General features: G+C 62.4%; 16 protein-coding genes and 1 pseudogene. 12 read left to right on the top strand and 5 right to left on the bottom strand.

All coding sequences use genetic code 11. From position 1 onward, the window contains the following. Positions 1-122 precede the first annotated feature (122 nt). The 4 genes from HWN72_RS20555 to HWN72_RS20540 all read left to right on the top strand — a co-directional run bounded on the left by HWN72_RS20555 (position 123) and on the right by HWN72_RS20540 (position 6,360). Complete coding sequence (locus HWN72_RS20555; protein ID WP_036530939.1) at positions 123-1,595, top strand: PLP-dependent aminotransferase family protein; 1,473 nt, start codon at positions 123-125, stop codon at positions 1,593-1,595. 97 nt (positions 1,596-1,692) lie between these two features. After that, positions 1,693-2,193: a hypothetical protein gene (locus HWN72_RS20550; protein WP_008831844.1), complete on the top strand. Its 501-nt coding sequence runs from the start codon at positions 1,693-1,695 to the stop codon at positions 2,191-2,193. A 22-nt stretch (positions 2,194-2,215) separates the two neighbouring features. Next, positions 2,216-3,877: an amidohydrolase gene (locus tag HWN72_RS20545; RefSeq protein WP_211151245.1), complete on the top strand. Its 1,662-nt coding sequence runs from the start codon at positions 2,216-2,218 to the stop codon at positions 3,875-3,877. Positions 3,878-4,143: 266 nt separating this feature from the next. Next, complete coding sequence (locus HWN72_RS20540) at positions 4,144-6,360, top strand: TonB-dependent siderophore receptor (protein WP_036530935.1); 2,217 nt, start codon at positions 4,144-4,146, stop codon at positions 6,358-6,360. A 71-nt stretch (positions 6,361-6,431) separates the two neighbouring features. Here the strand turns inward: HWN72_RS20540 and HWN72_RS20535 are convergent, their stop codons facing one another. After that, complete coding sequence (locus HWN72_RS20535) at positions 6,432-6,683, bottom strand: hypothetical protein (protein ID WP_008833401.1); 252 nt, start codon at positions 6,681-6,683, stop codon at positions 6,432-6,434. 186 nt (positions 6,684-6,869) lie between these two features. Here HWN72_RS20535 and HWN72_RS20530 point away from each other — a divergent pair, with 186 nt between their 5' ends. The 3 genes from HWN72_RS20530 to HWN72_RS20520 all read left to right on the top strand — a co-directional run bounded on the left by HWN72_RS20530 (position 6,870) and on the right by HWN72_RS20520 (position 9,867). After that, on the top strand, positions 6,870-7,088 hold the full coding sequence (locus tag HWN72_RS20530; protein WP_036530932.1) for a hypothetical protein: 219 nt from the start codon (positions 6,870-6,872) through the stop codon (positions 7,086-7,088). Between the two features lie 533 nt (positions 7,089-7,621). Beyond that, positions 7,622-8,671, top strand: a complete 1,050-nt coding sequence (locus tag HWN72_RS20525; RefSeq protein WP_248006191.1) for a site-specific integrase — start codon at positions 7,622-7,624, stop codon at positions 8,669-8,671. Beyond that, positions 8,668-9,867: a tyrosine-type recombinase/integrase gene (locus HWN72_RS20520; RefSeq protein WP_211151243.1), complete on the top strand. Its 1,200-nt coding sequence runs from the start codon at positions 8,668-8,670 to the stop codon at positions 9,865-9,867. The genes HWN72_RS20525 and HWN72_RS20520 overlap by 4 nt, the downstream gene beginning before the upstream one ends. A 31-nt stretch (positions 9,868-9,898) precedes the next feature. Here the strand turns inward: HWN72_RS20520 and HWN72_RS20515 are convergent, their stop codons facing one another. After that, on the bottom strand, positions 9,899-10,648 hold the full coding sequence (locus HWN72_RS20515) for a Crp/Fnr family transcriptional regulator (protein ID WP_211151242.1): 750 nt from the start codon (positions 10,646-10,648) through the stop codon (positions 9,899-9,901). Positions 10,649-10,901: 253 nt separating this feature from the next. Between HWN72_RS20515 and HWN72_RS20510 the strand changes: the two genes are divergently transcribed. After that, positions 10,902-11,333 (top strand): hypothetical protein, encoded by a 432-nt coding sequence (locus HWN72_RS20510; protein ID WP_211151241.1) that lies wholly within the window; start codon positions 10,902-10,904, stop codon positions 11,331-11,333. A 133-nt stretch (positions 11,334-11,466) separates the two neighbouring features. On the opposite strand, the gene HWN72_RS20505 is transcribed toward HWN72_RS20510, so the two are convergent. Genes HWN72_RS20505 through HWN72_RS20495 form a run of 3 tightly spaced genes read right to left on the bottom strand, consistent with a single transcriptional unit; the run spans position 11,467 to position 16,207 of the window. After that, positions 11,467-12,819, bottom strand: coding sequence for a transposase (locus HWN72_RS20505; protein WP_248006190.1), 1,353 nt, complete (start codon positions 12,817-12,819; stop codon positions 11,467-11,469). 55 nt (positions 12,820-12,874) lie between these two features. Further along, complete coding sequence (locus HWN72_RS20500; protein ID WP_211151240.1) at positions 12,875-13,837, bottom strand: cation diffusion facilitator family transporter; 963 nt, start codon at positions 13,835-13,837, stop codon at positions 12,875-12,877. 15 nt (positions 13,838-13,852) lie between these two features. Further along, the gene (locus HWN72_RS20495; protein ID WP_248006189.1) at positions 13,853-16,207 is read right to left on the bottom strand and encodes a membrane-bound PQQ-dependent dehydrogenase, glucose/quinate/shikimate family; all 2,355 of its coding nucleotides are present in this window, start codon (positions 16,205-16,207) and stop codon (positions 13,853-13,855) included. Between the two features lie 121 nt (positions 16,208-16,328). Between HWN72_RS20495 and HWN72_RS20490 the strand changes: the two genes are divergently transcribed. From HWN72_RS20490 to HWN72_RS20480, 4 genes and pseudogenes are all read left to right on the top strand, one after another. Further along, positions 16,329-16,493 (top strand): hypothetical protein, encoded by a 165-nt coding sequence (locus HWN72_RS20490; RefSeq protein ID WP_211151239.1) that lies wholly within the window; start codon positions 16,329-16,331, stop codon positions 16,491-16,493. A 31-nt stretch (positions 16,494-16,524) separates the two neighbouring features. Beyond that, positions 16,525-16,794: pseudogene (locus HWN72_RS31225) on the top strand (transposase); the annotation flags it as partial. A gap of 22 nt (positions 16,795-16,816) precedes the next feature. Further along, the gene (locus HWN72_RS20485) at positions 16,817-16,957 is read left to right on the top strand and encodes a hypothetical protein (RefSeq protein ID WP_211151238.1); all 141 of its coding nucleotides are present in this window, start codon (positions 16,817-16,819) and stop codon (positions 16,955-16,957) included. 484 nt (positions 16,958-17,441) lie between these two features. Further along, entirely contained in the window at positions 17,442-18,857 is a 1,416-nt protein-coding gene (locus HWN72_RS20480) for a DUF6880 family protein (RefSeq protein ID WP_211151237.1), read from the top strand. The last annotated feature ends 307 nt before the right edge of the window (positions 18,858-19,164 follow it).

Raw genomic sequence — 19,164 nt, 5'->3', positions numbered from 1 at the left:
ACAGCTGCAAGCACCAAGAGCTAAAATTTCGCTGGGCCAAGGGTATCGGCGATTGTCCTGGAACTGCAACACCCATACGCTGGCCTCGATTTTATCTCTTCCTGCACCAGGAGCCGGGTCCAATGCTGCGTCCATGGAAAATGAGCTTGAGCGAGCGGATCGTGCACTCTTCGCGCGGTACGCCCGTCTACATGCAGATCATCCAGGCACTCATCCGCGACATCGAGAGCGGCAGGCTGGCATCCGGCACATTTCTTCCCAGCAGCCGAGAACTTGCGGACGTGCTGAACGTCAATCGCAAGACCGTGGTGCTCGCCTATGAGGACCTGATCGCGCAAGGCTGGCTCGCCTCGGCGGGCACCCGCGGCACCAAGGTGTCGACTTCGCTGCCCGAACCAACCGGGAAAGCCGCGCGCCCGGACGTCGCCGAGCATATGGACGGCGGCGCCGAGTATCGGTTCGCAAGGCCGCCGATACGCGCTCTGGCGCTGCCGGGCGGCAAAGGATTGAAGATCGACGAGGGCTCTCCGGATGGCCGACTGTTCCCGCCGGAACTCCTGGTGCGGGCCTATCGGGTCGCGGCCCAGCGGGCATCGCGGGCCAATCATCTTCAATATAGCGATCCCCGCGGCTCGGAAGGTCTGCGCGAAAGCATTGCAGCGATGCTGAAGAGCCAGCGCGGCCTGCCGGTCACTGCCCGCAACATCTGCATTACGCGTGGCAGTCAGAACGGGATCTTCCTTGCGGCGCAGGTCCTCATCACGCCGGGCGATGCAGTTCTCGTGGAAGCCCTGACCTATGAACCGGCCGTCGCCGCCTTCAGGGCATGCGGCGCTCGCATCATCAGCATCGGGCTGGACGAAGGCGGAATAGATGTCGAGGCGGTCGAGCGGGCCTGCCGCCAGGAACGTGTGCGCGCCGCCTTCGTGACGCCGCACCATCAGTTCCCCACCACCGTCGCCTTGCGCCCGGAACGACGCCTGCGCCTGCTCGAACTGGCCCGCCAGTTCGGTTTTGCCGTCGTCGAGGATGACTATGACCACGAATTCCACTTCGAATCGCAGCCGCTCCTGCCGATGGCCGGCTATGCTCCGAACCGCGTGATCTACGTCGGCTCGCTGTCCAAGCTCCTGCTCCCGGCCCTGCGCATCGGATACATCGCCGCGCCCGAAGAAGTCATCGACGCGATCGCTCACCGTGTTTCGCTGGTGGACGGCATGGGTAATATCCTCACGGAAGATGCCGCGACACAGCTCATTGAGAACGGCGAACTGCGCCGTCACAGCCGCAAGGTGCGCCAGATATATGCAGCGCGCCGCATGAGATTCGCCGCGATGCTGGACGCGACGCTCGGCGGATTGGTCGATTACGCGGTTCCCGATGGCGGCCTCGCTTTCTGGCTCCGGTTCCGCGATCGCGCCGACCTCGACCGCGTGGAGCGGCGCGGCGCGGAATTCGGCCTGCGCTTCGCCCTGTCAGAATCCTTCATGACGAACGAAGACGCTCCGCGCGGGCTGCGCATCGGCTTTGCCAGCTTGACCGAACACGAAGCACGCCAGGCCCTTTCTACGCTCGCCGCCGCAGCCGCGAGGTAAGTGGACCAGTCATATTGGCGAAACTGGATGTTCTCGCGCAGCCAAAGGCGGGGAACTAATAACCGGAATTCTTTCGCACAAAACGGGGATACCCTTGATGAAGACCTTGAAGTTCCTGTTGGCAGGCGCCGCGACGGTCCTTGCCTCTGCTGCATTCGCGCAAGGGGCGGCACCCGCTGCATCGGCGTCCGGCACCGCGAACGCAGCGGCGCCCTGGCCGGAAGCGTGGTTCGAAATCTTCAAGCTCGCGCCCGGCAAGCAGGAAGAATTCATACGCCGCATCGACCGCGCCGACCAGGTCGCTGCCACGGCCGGCCTTCCCCCGATCCAGATCTTCGTCCACGAGGATGGCGCCGACTGGGATGTGCTGCTGTTCAAGCCGGTGACCGGCTTCAAGCCCACGACCGCACAGGAAGCCGCAATGGCCGCCAAGCGCAAGGAACTGCATATGGAGAGCGGCCCGGCCTATTTCCTCGGTATCCGCGAGACCATCGCTTCCCATACCGACAGCAAGGCCTACGGCCCGCTCAGCGCGGCGCAGTGGCTCGACAAACTCGACAAGTGGCGGGCCGAAAACCCTCAGCCAGCCCAAAAGTAACGATCGTGGGGGAAACGAAGAGATGATCGACAGGCGACGCTTCATCGGGGGCTCCGGCTGCGCGTTGGCCATTGGCGCGCTTCCCACCCTCGCGGCCGAGGCGGAACTGGACGCGGCCTATGTCAACGCCCGTGTCTGGACCGGCCGCAGCCCCTCGGAACACAGCGATGCGCTCGGCGTGATCGGCACCGATATCGTTGCAATCGGCGACGCGGCGGTGCGAGCGCGTAGCGGCAGGCGGACCCGGATGATCGACCTGCAAGGCGCGTTCGTCGTGCCGGGTATGGTCGATTGCCACACGCATTTCGCCCGCGCCTCGCTGATGCTGTCGCGCCCGTCGCTGCGCGATGCAGACACACCGGCAGAATTCGTCCGACGGATCGGCGCGGCTGCGGCTGCCTTGCCCAAAGGCCAATGGCTCGAAGGCGGGAACTGGGACGCCGACCGCTGGGGAGGAGAAATGCCGACACGGCAATGGATCGATGCCGTCACCCCCGACATTCCGGTAGCCGTGATCCGCTACGATCTGCACATGCTGCTGCTCAACTCGCTGGCGCTGAAGCTGGCAGGCATCGATCGCAACACGCCCGACGTGCCGGGCGGCGTAATCCTGCGGGATGCACGGGGCGAGCCGACGGGCGTGCTCAAGGACGCGGCACGGGACCTTGCCACGCGCGCAATTCCCAGGCCCAGCGAAGCACAGGTCGAGGCCGCGATCCGCAGAGGCATCACGCTCGGCCTCAGCAAGGGTGTCACCCAGGTACATAACACCGATGTCGATTGGGAGACCCACGACGCGCTCCGCCGCATGCGCCCGCGCGGCGAGACCGACATCCGCTTTTATTCCTATACGCCAATCGCCGACTGGGAGCGCGCGGTCGCGCAGGTCAAGGCCGAGGGGCGCGGCGACGACTGGGTTCGCTGGGGGGCATGCAAGGCAGTCTACGACGGATCGCTCGGTTCACGCACCGCGCTGTTCTACGAACCCTATCTGGACGATCCCTCCACGCATGGCATCGCTGTCACCAGGCGGTCCGACTTGCGCGAATGGATCGGCGAAGCCGACAAGGCAGGGCTTCAGGTTTCCGCACATGCCATTGGCGACGAGGCGAATGACGAAGTGCTCGACGTCATGGCCGAAGTCGCTGACGCCAACGGCATGCGCGACCGTCGTTTCCGGATCGAGCACGCGCAATCGCTCAGCAAGGCGGCGATCCCCCGTTTCGCCAAGCAGAACGTGATCGCTTCGGTCCAGCCTTACCACGCGATCGACGACGGCCGGTGGGCGATCCGGCGCATCGGCGAGGAACGCCTTACCCGAACTTACGCCTTTCATTCGCTCGTCGCCTCGGGCGCGCATGTCTGCCTGGGCTCGGATTGGCCGGTGGCCCCGCTCGATCCCATCATCGGCATCCAGGCGGCGGTGCTGCGCGAAACGCTCGACGGGAAGAACCCCGGCGGATGGCACCCGGAGCAGAGGATCTCGCTGGCTCAGGCCCTGGCAGGCTATACCCGCGAGGCAGCCTATGCCGGATTCATGGATAAGCGGATGGGCATCATCGCCCCGGGCCGTCTCGCCGATTTCGTCGTACTCGACCGCGACCTGTTCGCCATCGATCCGGAGACGATTGCGCAAACCGGCGTGCTGCGCACCGTCGTCGGCGGAAAACAGCGCTTCGGCTGAGCGGCGCTGCCGCACACCGGCATTTCAGCCCGCCGGGCGATGTTTCCCGAGGTGGGCAGATCACGCATCGACGGCGGGAGTTTTCCGAATGCGGCCAGCATCACCTGGTCCCCTGCCTCAGGACAAACTGGATGTTTTCGGCTCCAGGCCGCAGTCAGATGGAATGCTGGACCGTGCGGCTCGGCGCGGGCGCAGGAAGGAACCTTTGCAGCGGACGGGAAAATCCGTCGCGGCAGATCGAGTCAACTCATTTTGGGGTACGAACCATGCGCATTTCCATCATTCGGGGATCCAGCGCCGCGGCGCTCGCGGCGACATTCGCAATCGCCTCACCCGCCTTCGCCCAGCATGCTCCCCGCGATGCCGAGAGCGAGGAGAGCCGCAACGACATCATCGTAACGGGTCAGCAGGCGCAGAAGCAGGTCGTAAGCGACGGCAATATCGGCGTCCTGGGTAACAAGGACGCACTCTCCACACCGTTCAACATCACGTCCTACACGGCGCAGCTGATCCTCGATCAACAATCCGAGACGATTGGCGACGTTCTCGAAAACGACCCTTCGGTTCGCACCACTTATGGCTCGGGCAACCAGTCCGAGCTGTTCGTCATCCGCGGCTTCGCATTGAACGGGGACGATGTGTCGATCGACGGCCTTTATGGCGTCACACCGCGCCAACTCGTCTCGCCGGAACTCTATGAGAGCGTCCAGGTCCTGAACGGTGCCAGCGCCTTCCTGTTCGGCGCTGCTCCGGGTGGGTCCGGCATCGGCGGCGGCATCAATCTGGTGCCGAAGCGCGCGCAGAAGACGTTGATCCGCGGCACCGCGAGCTACAGCGCCGACGGCATTCTGGGCGGCAATGTCGATATCGGCACACGTTTCGGCCCGGACCGGGAATTCGGCATCCGCGTGAACGGAGTCTATCGTTCGGGCGACACTGCGGTCGATAACGAGCACCGCGAGGTAAAGGTCGCAGGCGCCAGCTTCGACTTCCGCAAGGGACCGGGGCGCTTCTTCCTCGACTTCGGCTACGAGGAGCAGGCGGCAAACTATAGCCGGCCAACAGTACGGCTGGCGAACAACATCGCGGTTCCCAGGACGCCGGACGCCAACGACAATTACGGACAGCCCTGGACCTTCACCAAGCTGCGAGACATTTATGCGCTGGCGCGTGTCGAAATCGATATCGCCAAGGACTGGATGGTCTATCTCGCCGCGGGAATGCGCGACGGATCCGAAAAAGGCGATTATTCGACGCTCACGATCACCAATGCGGCCACCGGTGCCGGCACCGGCTCGCGCCTTTACGTCCCGCGCGAGGACAATAACGAGAGCGGCCAGTTCGGCCTGCGCGGCAAGTTCGCCGTGAGCGGCATCACCAACGAAATCAACTTCGGTGGATCGGCCACCTATACGGAAAACCGCAATGCCTTTGCCTTCGGTGCCTTCCCAGCGGCGGTCCGCACAGCCTGCGGGGCAAGTGCCACTTCCTTCTGCACCAATCTCTACAATGCCCCGATCGTCGATCGGCCGCCGAACTCGGTAACGCCGGGCCTGGTCTCCGGCTCCTTTACAGATCTGCCGCGCGTCTCGACCGGCGCGTTCACCAGCCTGTTCGCATCGGACACGATCGGATTTCTGGGCGATCGCATCCTCGTCACCGTCGGCGCGCGACGGCAGAACATGATAGTCAACGCCTACAATCGCACCACGCTCGCCCGGACCAGCCGCTACGATGAAAGCCGGACGACCCCGGTGGTAGGTGTAATCGTCAAGCCGGCCGGCACTGTCTCCCTTTACGCCAACCGTATCGAGGGCCTGGCCCAAGGCCCCACCGCGCCGCTCACCAACGTCACCAATCCGGGCGAAGTGTTCGCGCCATACAAGTCAGTTCAGTATGAACTCGGCGGCAAGATGGCGATCCACGGCCTTACCGGCACCGTCGCGCTCTATCAGACGAAACAGCCGAGCACCTTCACCACGACGCCTGCAAGCGGCCTGGGCACCTTCGTGGTAGACGGTGAGCAGCGCAATCGCGGCGTCGAGGTCACCCTCAACGGCGAACCCGCCGACTGGCTTCGCTTCATCGGCGGGTTCTCGGTCAACGATGCCAAGATTACCAAATCGCTGAACGGGGTGAACAACGGCAAGAAGGCGATCGGCGTCCCCGACTACCAGGTCAATTTCGGCACCGAGGTCGTGCCGTCCTTCATCGAGGCCCTGACGTTGACCGGCCGCGTGGTCCTGACCGGCAAGCAGATGATCAACATCCCCAGCGCGGCGGCCGCCGCTCAGGAACTGCCTGACTGGGTCCGTTTCGATCTCGGCGCGCGCTATGTCGCAGTGATCGGCGAACACCCCGTCACCTTCCGTATGAGCGCCGAAAACATCGCCAATCGCCGCTACTGGTCATCGGCGTTCGGCGGCTATCTATTGCAGGGCTCGCCGCGCACCGTGAAGGCGTCGATGACTTTCGAATATTGATGCCGGATCATCCCGCGCCGTACGGCGTCGAACGGCGCGGGATGCCGACTGATCGCGCGGGGGGGGGGGGGCTACTGAGCTGCCTGCCTCTCCGCATCGAGCCGCTCGACAAGTTTTTCGATCTCGCCGGGATTGAGAACCCAGGTGCGGGTCTTGCGCCCTTCGCGAAACACGGGCCGCGTCAGCAGGATGCGCGGCTGCTCCTTGGCGAAAGGTTTGAAGAGAGAGAAGTGCATCACGCATTCGAGCATCGATCCGATCACCGGCGTCTTGCCATCCAGATCGATCAGCGTTGCGGGCTGGTCCCAGGGAATGTTCATCATGGCGCGCGACTATCGCGGGTTTGGACCAAGCTCAATGCCGCAAATGTGACGTTGCCGGTCGTCGGGATCCGCAAGGCTTTCGGCTCCGGCGCGCTGCACTGCTGGTGGTCAGAAGTGGCCGGGTTGGTCTGAACACGTCAAGCGGTTGACACCTTTAATCAGCGGTCCAAGGCGCAGTGGCGTGACATGTCGTGGCGTGAGCGCTTGTTTTGCCGCAGCTACGGCGATCTCCGGTTGCTCGTCATCAATCGGCTAATCGCTTTGGAAATGTTGGCCTTCATCGTTACCGGAAATCAAGGTCAGCACTTTGCGCTGCTCGCTTTCATCGGCTTCGCACTATCGACTTTGATGTTGATGCTGATGATGAAACATCAGTCTGACATTGTCATACGCCCCGGCAGCTAACCACCCCTTCCGGTCGTAAAGCGACGGCAAGCCGACGCCCAGAACCGGACGTTCTGGCACGCTTCTGTTCAAAAATGTTGTGCTGGAGAACGGACCTATTGCGGACACGGTGCTTCGTGGAGCGCGGCGTATGTCTGCTAAGTTATTGTATTGTTTGGTTGCGGGGGCTCGCAACCACCGATACCGACATTTGCTGCAAACCTTAATCTAGCAAACCTTAATCTAGCAAACCTTAATCTAGCACACCCTACGCACCTTACGGTGCAGAAATGGAAAAAAATGCAGTAAAATCAGTCGCCGCGTCTGGAAACGGTGCTAACAGTCCGGTCCCTGCCGATGGCTATGTGGTCCCCGTAAATGCGCGGTTTTCCGGGACTCCGAGGCACAGTTCGGGTATAACGGATGGCCTTATGGTCCCCCAGCGGCAAAAGCCCGGGCGCCGGGCATATCTGGACGGTAATTTCGCGCGGCGAAAGCTCCCGCTTCGCGATCATGAATACTGTATCTGGGATACCCAGTTGCCGGGCTTCGGCTTGAGGGTCAGACCATCGGGCAGGTACTACTGGTTCGTGCGCCTGCGCCATCGCGGCAAGCACCGCCGCACGTCGCTTGGCTGCACCCGCGATGTCGATGCCGAGCTTGCCCGCACGCAGGCGCGGCGGTTGCTGGCCGAGGTCGCGCTCGACGGCCTGCCCAAGCGGGCGGTGGCCAAGGCCACACCCACCATGGCCGATTACGTCGATACCTACTGGACCGATCTTGCCCGCTGCTGGAAGCCTTCCACCGCCTCGCGCAATATCGGCGCATGGAGGCGCGATCTCGCTCCTGTGTTCGGCGCCATGCGCGTCGCCGATGTTACCCCGGCGGATGTCATGCGCTGGCGCGACGATTGCGCCGGAGACGGCGAGGCGCGTTTCAACCGCGCGATTCCGGTATTGGCCGCCTTGTTCAAATATGCCGAAGCGCTGCATCTGCGTCGCAAGGGCTCGAACCCCTGCCGGGGAACGCCGCGTTACAAGCGCGATCCTTGCGAACGGTATCTCCTCCCTCTGGAGTTTCGGCGTCTCAGCGCGGCATTGCGGGAGGACGAGCCGACCCATCCGACCGAGGTGGCTGTAATCCGTATGCTGCTTTTCACCGGCGCGCGCGCCAGCGAAATCCGCGATCTCAAATGGGAATGGCTGAAGCCTCCCCATCTTGCGCTTCCCGACAGCAAGACCGGCCCCAAGGTCATCTGGCTCAACAGTCAGGCGCTGGGCGTTCTTGAAGCCCAGCCCCGGCGCGAAGGGTGTCCGTTCGTGTTTCCGAATGTCGGCGGGACCAAACCTGTCGCTCTGGATATATGGTGGTATCAATTCCGGCGTAAATGCGCTCTGCCTGACGTGCGTATCCACGACCTGCGGCACAGCTTCGCTTCCACCGCGATCATGGACGGGGTTCCGCTGGCGACCATCGGCAAGCTGCTGGGTCATCTGCTGACCGAGACAACGGCCAAGTACGCGCATCTTTCTGACGACGTGATAGCCGATGCCGCTTGCCGCGTGTCCGGCGGGCTTGCCCGCAGCATCGGGTTATCGTCATGACCGCGCTAGCTCTCAAGCAGATCGTCGCCGAGGCGCTCGCCGATGTCGGGGCCAACGTCGTGCCGCTGCGCCTGCCGCGCGGCAAGCCGAGAACCACCACCTGGCTCGGCGTCGAGCATGGTTTCGGCATCCGCTACTATGCGACCGGGCGCAAGGTCTACATCGTCCAGGCCCGCATGGCGGGGCGACTGCGCACCGTCACTATCGGTTCTGCCGCTGTCATCACCCTGCATCAGGCCACTATGGTCGCACGGCGGGTGATCGCCTATGCGCAGGTCGGTCTCGATCCCGCCACCGACCGCCAGCGCATCCGCTCCGCACCGCGATTCGACGATTTCCTCGCCGAGTATTGGCGGCGATGCGCGCCGCAGTGGAAGCTGTCCACGCTCGTCACGCATGACACCTACCGCCGCCTCTACCTCGACAAGGCTTTCCCGGGAATTTTCATCGATGCCCTCAACGAGGCCGATGTGACCAAATGGTTTGCGGGCCTGAATAACGAGATGGGGCCGGGCGGCGCTAATCGGGTCATGTCCATCCTCAACAGCATGCTGAACAAGGCCGAGGCGTGGGGCTATCGGCTCGAAAACACCAACCCTTGCCGGGTCGTGCGCCTCAACCGTAAGCGCAAGTGCGAACGCTTCCTCAGTCACGCGGAACTGGGGAGGCTGGGCAAGGTGTTGATCGAGGCGCGGGCCGGGGAGCACGCGGTCAGGGCGAGTGCGGCCACGGCGGTAACGTTGCTGTTGCTGACGGGATGCCGCGTGGGGGAGGTCACCAGCCTGCAATGGCGGGACGTGCGCGGGAACCGGCTCAAGCTGCGTGACAGCAAGACCGGGCCGCGCACCGTCTGGCTGGGGGATGAAGCGCGGGCATTGATCGCAAGCCTGTCGAGGATCAAGGGCGTGCCGTGGCTCTTCTGGAATGCAAAGCTGGGAAAGCCGATGTTGGACATATCCTGGCATTGGCACTTAATGCGGGACGAGGCGCGACTGCCCGGTGTGCGGATGCACGATCTGCGGCATACCTTCGCCAGCCATGCGGCAATGAACAAAGAAACCCTGCCGATGATCGGCCGTTTGCTCGGGCATTCCAATCCGCAATCCACCGCCCGCTATGCTCACCTTGACGATGAGCATGTTCTTGACGCCGCCGAGCAGATCGGTGCGGCCATCGAACGGATGATGGCCGCATAAAAAAGCCGTTTTACGGTCAGAGTGACAGATTTTACGCTGTTTTTAGCGGCTGTTTGTGCGGACTATACAAGTCCGATAGGTAGAGATAATCCGGATTAAATCCGCTCTTTTTCCAGAGTGCCTCTTCGTTTTTAACGAAAAGCGTTCCGCCCTTGACAGTCGCAATTTTCTCCTCACGCAAATGCCTGAGTACTCTATTTACATGCACATGAGTTAATCCGGTCGCATCGCCGATCTCTTCCTGGGTGATCGGGAGTTCCAGCGTTTGATCTCTTGTAAGCCCGACACGACCAGCGCGAAGGTATATCTCGCTCAAAAGGTGCCCCACAGATTGAATGGCATTGCCGCGACCGTTCGTGACGAGCCAACGGCGCAAGATCGCCTCGTCTATGAACGAGCTGCGCCACAACGCGCGAACGAGCCCCGGTGTCGAAACCGCTATCTCGTTAATTCGCTCGGGCTGGACAAAGGCAACCCGGCATTCCGTGAGGGCGAGGATGCCATGATCCATTCGCTGCAATACTGTCGAATGAACGCCGCCAAAATCCCCGGGCAGGAGAAATCCTGTAATGCGGCGCGATCCGTTGCGCAGAATATTGTAACGCGCCGCCCATCCGCTCAAGAGGATGTGAATACGGTTCGGATTGCTTCCTTCTGATATAATGTCGTCTCGGCGAGATATCAGATGTACGTTAGCACAAAGTTCTTTGGCATCGTTCTCGCTGATCCCCGACAAGCGATGGATCGAGGCTAACTTATTTAACAATGCCTCATGAAGCATCGAATTCCCCTCGAATCTGACGCTGATGTCCTAACCCAGGATGCTCGTCGCTGGAACAGCTGCTGTGTATACCCCTGCGTTGGGATGTGATTTTGCGGGCGGGCGCTGGAAGGGAGGCGCCGGGTCGTGGGACTGGGCGGCTATTCCCGTCTATTTGGGGCATCGTCTGCTTCCGCTGGAAGCGGTCGAAACTCCGTGTCCTGCAACAATCGTGGAATGATGACGTTTAGCTCGCATCTCAGAAGGATTTGACATGAGCTTCTACCGCAACCTCATCTTCGCGACCGCAGCAGCAACTCTGGTTGGCACTCCGCTTATCGCCGACGCGCGGACAACCAGCGGTAGGATCTCCATAAGCGAAACCCAATTCGGCTTCCTGGTGGGCGGCAACGTCGGCGGCGGCACGCTCACGTACAATGGCAAAAGCTACAAGTTCAAGATTGGTGGTATCTCGATCGGCAAGATCGGTGTGGCGAAAATTCGCGCCCATGGCCGTGTTTCGAACCTAACCGACATCTCCGACTTCGCCGGGACCTATGTCGCGGCTGATGCTAGCGCTACGGCCGTCAAAGGTGCGGGCAGTATCAAGCTCAAGAAGGGCGACGTCATCCTTGAACTCGATACCAGTTCGAAAGGCTTGCAGCTCAGTGCCAGCGGCGGCGGCGTTAAAATCACACTCGAGTAACCCGGAATGGCACTCAAGATGGTGTAGCACAGGGCGGCGCCCCCCGTTACAGCACCGTGCCTTTAATCTGAAGCATACCAGGCACCCTTCAGATTAACAGCGCGCTGCCGAAGTCGGTTTTTCGGGACGGCGCTCAGCCCGGTTCCGCAGACATGATGATCAGCAGGACGCCGGTTTCGGCTGCGACTTGGCCGACGAAGGTGAAGATCAGCGCATTTTCGGTCTGAGCGACGAGTAAGAACGCCTGTGAGGGGCCGATGGCCTCCCTTGGGGTGCCACATCCGAACAGTGCGCGCATGAGGATGCCCAGGTTGAAGCCGGCGACGTGGATCAGGTATCGCTTATGAAGGTTTTCGCGCCCATGCAGCCATGCGCGGCGCATGCCGCCACGGTCCAGGACATGGGCAAAGCTGCGTTCCACCATCTCGCCGCGCTTGCGCATGGTCTTGCGACCGATGCGGGATTTCAGGCGGGCGCGATTGGCGTAGACCGCCTTCTGTGCTTCCTCGTCACCGTGCCAGCGCAGGATGCCTTTGGCGGGCACGGGCTCCGATATGCGGGTCTTCCATGGTCCGTTTGCGAGTGCCTTGAGGCCCTCACGGGAATGATACCCCTTGTCGGCGACAAGGTCGCACGGGTTATCCGGGGTCGGTGCCATATCGACTGTCGCCAGGTTGCGCACAGCCGCCTCCAGCGTCGCCTCCAGGGTGTTCGTATCGCCCTTGTCGGCGGGATGGATAGGAGCGGCGACGATCACCCCGGTATCCAGATCGACCGCATGCTCGGGCTTGTAGCCGAGCCGGGTCGAACCGTTTTTCATCCGGGCCACCCTGGCATCCGGATCGACCGGGCTCTTCCAATCCGTGTTCGACAGCTTCTTGCCCGTGCGCTTGCGATCAAGGCGTACCAGATCGTCTGCTGTCGGCGTCTCGATGCCGCTCTCGTGCGCCATGCGCGTAAGCATTTCGCGATACGTCTCGCCGGTGTCGCGCCTCACGATCGTGCGCAGCGCCGCATTGGCCTCCATGGTCGAGCCGTCCACGCCAATCCGTTCGGCTTTCACCAGCTCATGATCTGCCACGAGCCCCAGAACCCAGGCAAAGATCTGATCGTGAACCTCGTGCGGCAGGCGGCTGCGGGTTTTCGACATCCAGCTGTGGTCGGGCACTTTCTCCCGGGTCGTCAGTCGCAGGAACTCGCGCAGCGACAGCGAGTCCGAACACCGCCAGACAATCCCGCGCTCGGAGTGGATGCCTTCGAAATAGCCGATCAGCAACATCCGAAAGTAGCGGCCGGGCGGCACCGATGGCGCCCCCATCCGCGCCGCGTAATAGGCCTGGCACGCATCTTCCACAAAGCGGTCAAACCCGCCATCGACAAGAACCTTCTGAAGCCGGTCGTAAAACGCGTGGCCCGGAGAGCGAGGTACATCCGACCACGACACGATCAGATCCGCCTGAACATCACCATCACGCCTCATCGCCATCGTCGCTGACCGCCTTCCTTCCGGCTCCAGCGTGAATCAGATCACTCCGACTTCGTCAACGGGCTGTTAAAGGCACAGCGCCGTAAACCAGAACTGACCGATCGCGCTTTTCGGGCCGAATGTAGATCGAGGTGATGCGGGGCGATAGTACCCGCATCTGCTCCTCCAGATCTTCTATCAGGCTTTCCGCCTTGCCCATCGGCAGGTCGTCCACGAAATCCGCACTTGCGGCGACGAATACCGCGTCCGGGCCCGTGTGAACGGTGCGGACATGGTTGACGCTGGTGATAGCGGGATTGGCCTCCATCACTGCGCGCAGTCCGGCGATCAACGCCGGATCTGCCGCCTCTCCGATCAGCAGGCCCTTAGATTCGCGGGCCAGCACCACGGCGACAGCTGCAAGCACAAGTCCGATAAGGACTGAAGCGGCCCCATCGAGCCGCGGATCTGCGAAGTACCCGCTGGCCCAGATGCCGAGGGCGGCAATGACCAGACCAATTAGCGCGGCGCTATCTTCGAACAGCACGATGAAGCCCGGCGGGTCTTTCGATCGGCGCACGGCTTGCCACCAGCTCTGCCCGGCGCGGCCTGCATTGAACTCCTTGGCGGCAATGGCCCAAGAGGCACCCTCCATGAGAAACGCGATGCCCAGCACGATGTAGCTCAACGTCGGGTCCGCGATGGGGTGGGGATCGCGGATATGTAGCACGCCCTCGTAGATCGAGATGCCCGCGCCACCAGCGAAGATCAGGATGGCGACAACGAAAGCCCAGAAATACAGCTCGCGCCCATAGCCGAACGGGTGCGCCGCATCGGGGGGCCGGCGGCCCTGCTTCTGCCCGTAGAGCAGCAACAATTGGTTGCCGCTGTCGACGAGTGAGTGGACGCCTTCGGTCGCCATCGCGGATGACCCGCCGATCGCCGCCGCCACGAACTTCGCGACTGCGATGCCAAGGTTCGCCGCGAGCGCGCCGAAGAGGACGATGTTTTCGCGAATGTGTCCTGCACTTCCTGCCATGGCCGTGCGCCTCACTCAGGGCAGGGCATAGGCGATGACTTGGTCGCCGATGGGGGTCTCCATGAAGTGATGGCCGCCCGGCGCGATCACGAGATACTGCTTGCCCTTCACCATGTAGGTCATCGGCGTCGCCTGCCCGCCTGCGGGCAGCACGTCCTTCCACAGCACCTTGCCGGTCCTGAGGTCGATCGCGCGGATCAGGTTGTCGGTCGCGGCAGCGACGAAGATAACTCCGCCCGCCGTTACTACGGAGCCGCCGTTGTTGGGTGTGCCAATGGTCAGCGGTAGCATCGAGGGGATGCCGAAGGGGCCGTTCGTGCGCGCTTCGCCCAGCGGCTTGTCCCAGATGGTCTTGCCGGTGGCCATGTCGATGGCGCGGATGCCGCCGTAGGGGGGCTGCTTGCACAACATGCCGGTGAAGGGCAGACGCCAACCCGCGTTGACGTCGATGGCATAGGGCGTGTGCGCCTGCGGATCGCCCGCACCCTCGGCGCCGCCGATCTCGCCGCGCGCCTGATCGCGTGGTGCCCAGCCCTTCCTGTTCGCCTCGGCGCGGGGGACGAGGCGCACGTAGTTGGGCATGTCGTTGTAGTTCGCGACGATCACGCCCCGGCGCGGATCGACCGCGATGCCGCCCCAGTCGGTGCCGCCGTTGTAGCCGGGATACTCGATCGAGCGGCGATCACTTTCCGGCGGCGTGAAGAAGCCCTTGTAGCTCGCCTTGCGGAACTGGATGCGGCAGATCATCTGATCGATGGGCGACATGCCCCACATGTCCCGCTCGGTGAGATCGGGCTTGCGGAGGGTATGCCACAGCGACACGCGCTGGGTGGCCGCGCGCTGGTCGGGCTCCACGCCGCCGCCGGGCGCCCTGATCGAGCCCACCGGCGTCAATGGCTTGCCGGTACGCCGGTCGAGCACGTAGATGTCGCCCTGCTTGGACGGCAGCACGAGCGCGGGCGCGCCCTTGTAGTCCACCAGTGTCGCCTGCGCGCCGAAGTCGTAGTCCCACACGTCGTCGCGCACGGCCTGGAACTTCCAGCGCGGCTTGCCGGTGGCCACGTCGAGTGCCACCAGCGAGGTCGCGAAATCACGCTCCTGCGGGCGGCGCAGGCTGGAGTAGTAGTCCGCCGCCGCGTTGCCCATCGGCAGGTAGACGAGGCCGAGCTGCTCGTCGCCGCTGGCGATGGTCCACATGTTGGGGGTGCCGCGCGCCCAGGTCTGGCCCTGTGGCGGATAACCGTTCCAGTCTGGGTGCATCATGTCCCAGGCCCAACGCAGCTTGCCGGTCACCGCGTCATAGCCGCGTATCACGCCCGAGGGCGCCCAGCGATCCTGCCCGTCGAGCACTTGATGGCCGGTGACGACGACACCGCGCACGATGGTGGGCGGCGAGTTGATTGAAACGTAGCCTGCGGGCGTATCGCCCATGCCGATCTTGGTGTCGACTTCGCCATTGGTGCCAAAGGCGGCGCAGCGCGCGCCGGTATGCGCATCGATGGCGAACAGGCGCGCGTCGAGCGTGCCGTAGATGATGCGCTGCGCGCAGGGCTGGTCCGCCGGGACGCCGGGGACCACGAAGTAGCTCACGCCGCGACAGGCGGCGGTATAGGGGATCGCATCGTCCGACACCTTGGGGTCAAACTTCCAGCGCTGCTTGCCGGTCGCCGGATCGAGGCCGATGACCATGTTCTTGGGCGTGCAGACATAGAGCATGTCGCCGACCTTGAGCGGAGTGTTCTCGCCGCCATACGTCTTGGCGATCTGCGCGGAGGAGGGCATGTCGCCAGTATGGGTGAGCCATACGCGCTTCAGCTTGCCCACGTTTTCGGGCGTGATCTGGCCGAGCGGGGAAAAGCGGCGCGCGGCATCGGTGCCGCCATAGGCGGGCCAGTCCTCACCAGCCTTCGCAAGCGATGGATCGCCCATTTCGTAGCGCAAGCCCGGAAGGTTGGACACCGGGCTGGTATCGGCCATTCGCGCGAAGATCGTGGCGGTGAGCGCTGTCAGCGCGATGGCGGCCGCGCTGGTCCCAAGCCCCAGTTTCCAGCGCAAGGGGTGAGCCGAAAGTGTGGGCATCACCAGCAGCGCCGCCACCAGCAGCACCAGCGGGGCGATCACGCGGGGCACCAGCGCCCAGTTGTTCGCGCCCACTTCGGCAAAGGCCCAGATGACGGTGAGCACGAAGATTACGCAGTACAGCCACCCACCCAGTATCCGCCGCCGGATCAGTAGTGCGCCCGAAGTCAGCAGAGCGATGCCGGCAAGGAAATAGTATCCGGAGCCGCCCAGCACTGCGAGCCAGATGCCGCCGATGCCCAGTACCAGTCCGATCGCGGCGATAACGCCGCCGAGGATCAAGGGCGCCAAGGGGCGAGTTAACCTCGGTTGCAGGCTCGGCGAGACCACTATTTACACTCCGGAAACAATTGGGGCGACACGACGGAAATGCCCCGCCAAGCGGAATGTTCCGTGCGGCAGGGAGTTAGCCTTGGCTGTTCCCGAAGAGCCCAACGCCGATCGCGAAGGCTGCGATCATGCACCGGGTCTTGAGGGATTTCCCATCCTTGCCGATTTCTTGCGGATCATGGGCGAGACGGCGATAGAGGCGGCTCGGGAAATCTGCACAATGGGGATAAGTCGATTGCTGATCTGAGCGGTCAGGCTGGCCGCGAGCAGGAGGCAAGATGAGCAAGCGACCTCGCCGGAACCATAGTCCGGCATTCAAGGCCAAGGTGGCACTGGCGGCCGTGAAGGGCGAGAAGACGCTCGCCGAGTTGGCGCAGCGGTATGCAGCAGTATGAGGTGCATCCGAACCTCATCACCCAGTGGCGGTCGTGGCTGCTGGAGGGTGCGGCTGACGTGTTTGGTGCGGAACCCGCTGCGGCCGGGCCGCTGTCGACGTAACGGTGCTACACGCCAAGATCGCCATGCGGACACTGGCAAACGATTTATATGCCGCGTGTCGAGACGCATATCATGCCGTCTGCCAACAAACCGACCGGCATGGGCGAGCCCGGCGTTACACCGATTGCTCCGGCAGTCGCCAACGCAGTGCTGGCTCTGACCGGAAACCTGCCGTTTCTCATGAACCAAGCCACCAGTAATGCTGGTCTGTGAACTCCGGGCAATAGGACAGTGATGAAACAGACACGCTTTCTCAACCACGGCATTGCCCTTGCCGGAAGTCTTCACCTGCCAGGGCACGACCCTACGAGCGACGAACGGCAGGTCGCGAAATAGGCGGACGTTCATGCCATCGCCGCTTAACGGCGGAATGTGGTCGAGGCTGTGTAAAAACGCCGATGATGCACTCGACCGCGCAACTTTGATTCATGGAATGTCGATACCCGATTCTTTCCGTTCGCGATGTAGACCATGGCGATTCCGAAGTTGTTCGTTTCGATGACGGCGAAACGTTTTTACACAGCCTGGGTCGCGTGCTGACGTAGGTTTCCCGTGACCGTTGCCAGAGCTTGCCATTCTGTCCGGTGCCATAAATCGGTCGCCGTATTGGTGCACGGCTCCGAAATTCTCGGGCCGGTCAGTCAGACTGACGGCCTTTTGTCATTGACCGTTTTACCGCGTCTGGCGAAGGAGCGGCATGGCCAGTTCAAAGACCCTGAATGTGAAGAACCTCTCGGCGCTGGGCGCCGAGCGTTTGGCAGAATTGATCATGGAACTGGCGCAAGGCGACGCGGCGATGAAACGGCGCCTGAGATTGGAGTTGGCTGGCCAGTCCGGCGGGGCGGATGCCGCCGCTGAAATCCGCAAGCGCATCGCCACCATCGCCAAATCGAAATCCTTCATCGATTGGCATAAAGTGAAAGCGGTTGCGAAGGACCTGGATGCTCAGCGTAAAGCAATCATCAGCCACGTCGCGCCGTCGCAGCCCGCAGAGGCGTATGAGTTGCTGTGGCGGTTTCTGGGCCTCGCGTCGTCGATCTACGCGAGGTGTGACGATAGTAGCGGAACGGTAGGCGTCATTTTCGGGCAAGCCGTCGAGGATATGGGCGAGATCGCTCCTCAGGCACGCGTCAGTGCAACCCGCATGGCAGACCACGTTTATGATGCAGTGTTCGCGAATGACTACGGTCAATTTGACGACCTGATTCCGGTGATGGCGAAGGCCCTGGGATCGGACGGCTTGACACTGCTAAAAGCGAAGCTGGAGCAATCTTCTCAAAGCCAGCCCTCAGTTGATCGCAAGGTTATCGCCATCAGCGAGCGCGGCCCGGCCTACGACGTCAGGTATCGCAACCGACGAGTGCAGATTGCCCTGGCCGAAATTGCGGACGTGATGGGCGATGTAGACGGCTATGCATCGCTATACACCGAAGCCGAACAGGCGAACCCTGCCGTGGCGGCGACAATCGCAGAGCGGTTGCTGGCAGCGGGCCGCTCCAAAGAGGCACTGGAGGCTCTGAAGCGGGCCAACCCCGAGATGCGAGACGGCAGCCGATGGCCGGAATGGGAGCGGATGTGGATCGAAGCGCTGGAGGCGGCGGGGATGACTGAGGATGCCCAGCGTGAAAGGTGGCAGGCATTCGATCAGAGCCTACAGCCGGAATACCTGAAGGCGTACCTCAAACGTCTGCCGGACTTCGATGACATCGAGGCCGAGGAGAAGGCTCTGGTCCACGCATCGCAATTCCCCGATTTCCATCAGGGGTTGTCAGTTCTCATCGAATGGCCCGCGCTCGACAAGGCCGCTGAGATGGTCATGGCCCGGCACGAAGAACTGAACGGCGACCATTACTGGTTCTTGAATCAGGCCGCCGATGCATTGGAGAAGCGACACCCGTTGGCAGCGACTTTGCTGTTGCGCTCGATGATCGACTTCGCGCTCGAAATGGGCCGGTCAAAGCGGTATCCCCATGCTGCGCGCCATCTTCAATCATGCGCACACCTTGCCGGGAAAATCACCTCGTTTGGCGGGCATTCCGATCACGAAACGTACCTTGCCGATCTCAAGGCGCGGCATGGTCGCAAGGCTGCTTTCTGGAATGCGCCCACCTGATAGTGCGACTGTGAAACGCGGACAGAAACGGAAAAGTAGGCCCGGCTCTGCGGGGGGACTGAAGAGACCGGGCCGAGGTGTTAGGAAGGGTATCGGAGGATGCCCTTCAGGGTCGCAACGCGGCCCCTAGCATTCGATTATGACTGTTGCGATGGGGCGGGATGTAAACTCCTGTAAAGGGTCTGTCGGATCGCCACGATCTGGCCTATGAATGCTGTCGCGGCTGTGGGGTTTTCGTAACCGCGAGCTACCCAATAGCCCTGCAGCCGCACCCTCATTCCATCGATATCAAAACCGCCATTCCACG

Origin of the sequence: Novosphingobium sp. HR1a (assembly GCF_015594425.1) — a bacterium.
In the GTDB taxonomy this organism is placed as follows: domain Bacteria; phylum Pseudomonadota; class Alphaproteobacteria; order Sphingomonadales; family Sphingomonadaceae; genus Novosphingobium; species Novosphingobium resinovorum_A.
This window is presented reverse-complemented; position numbering and strand designations above follow the sequence as displayed.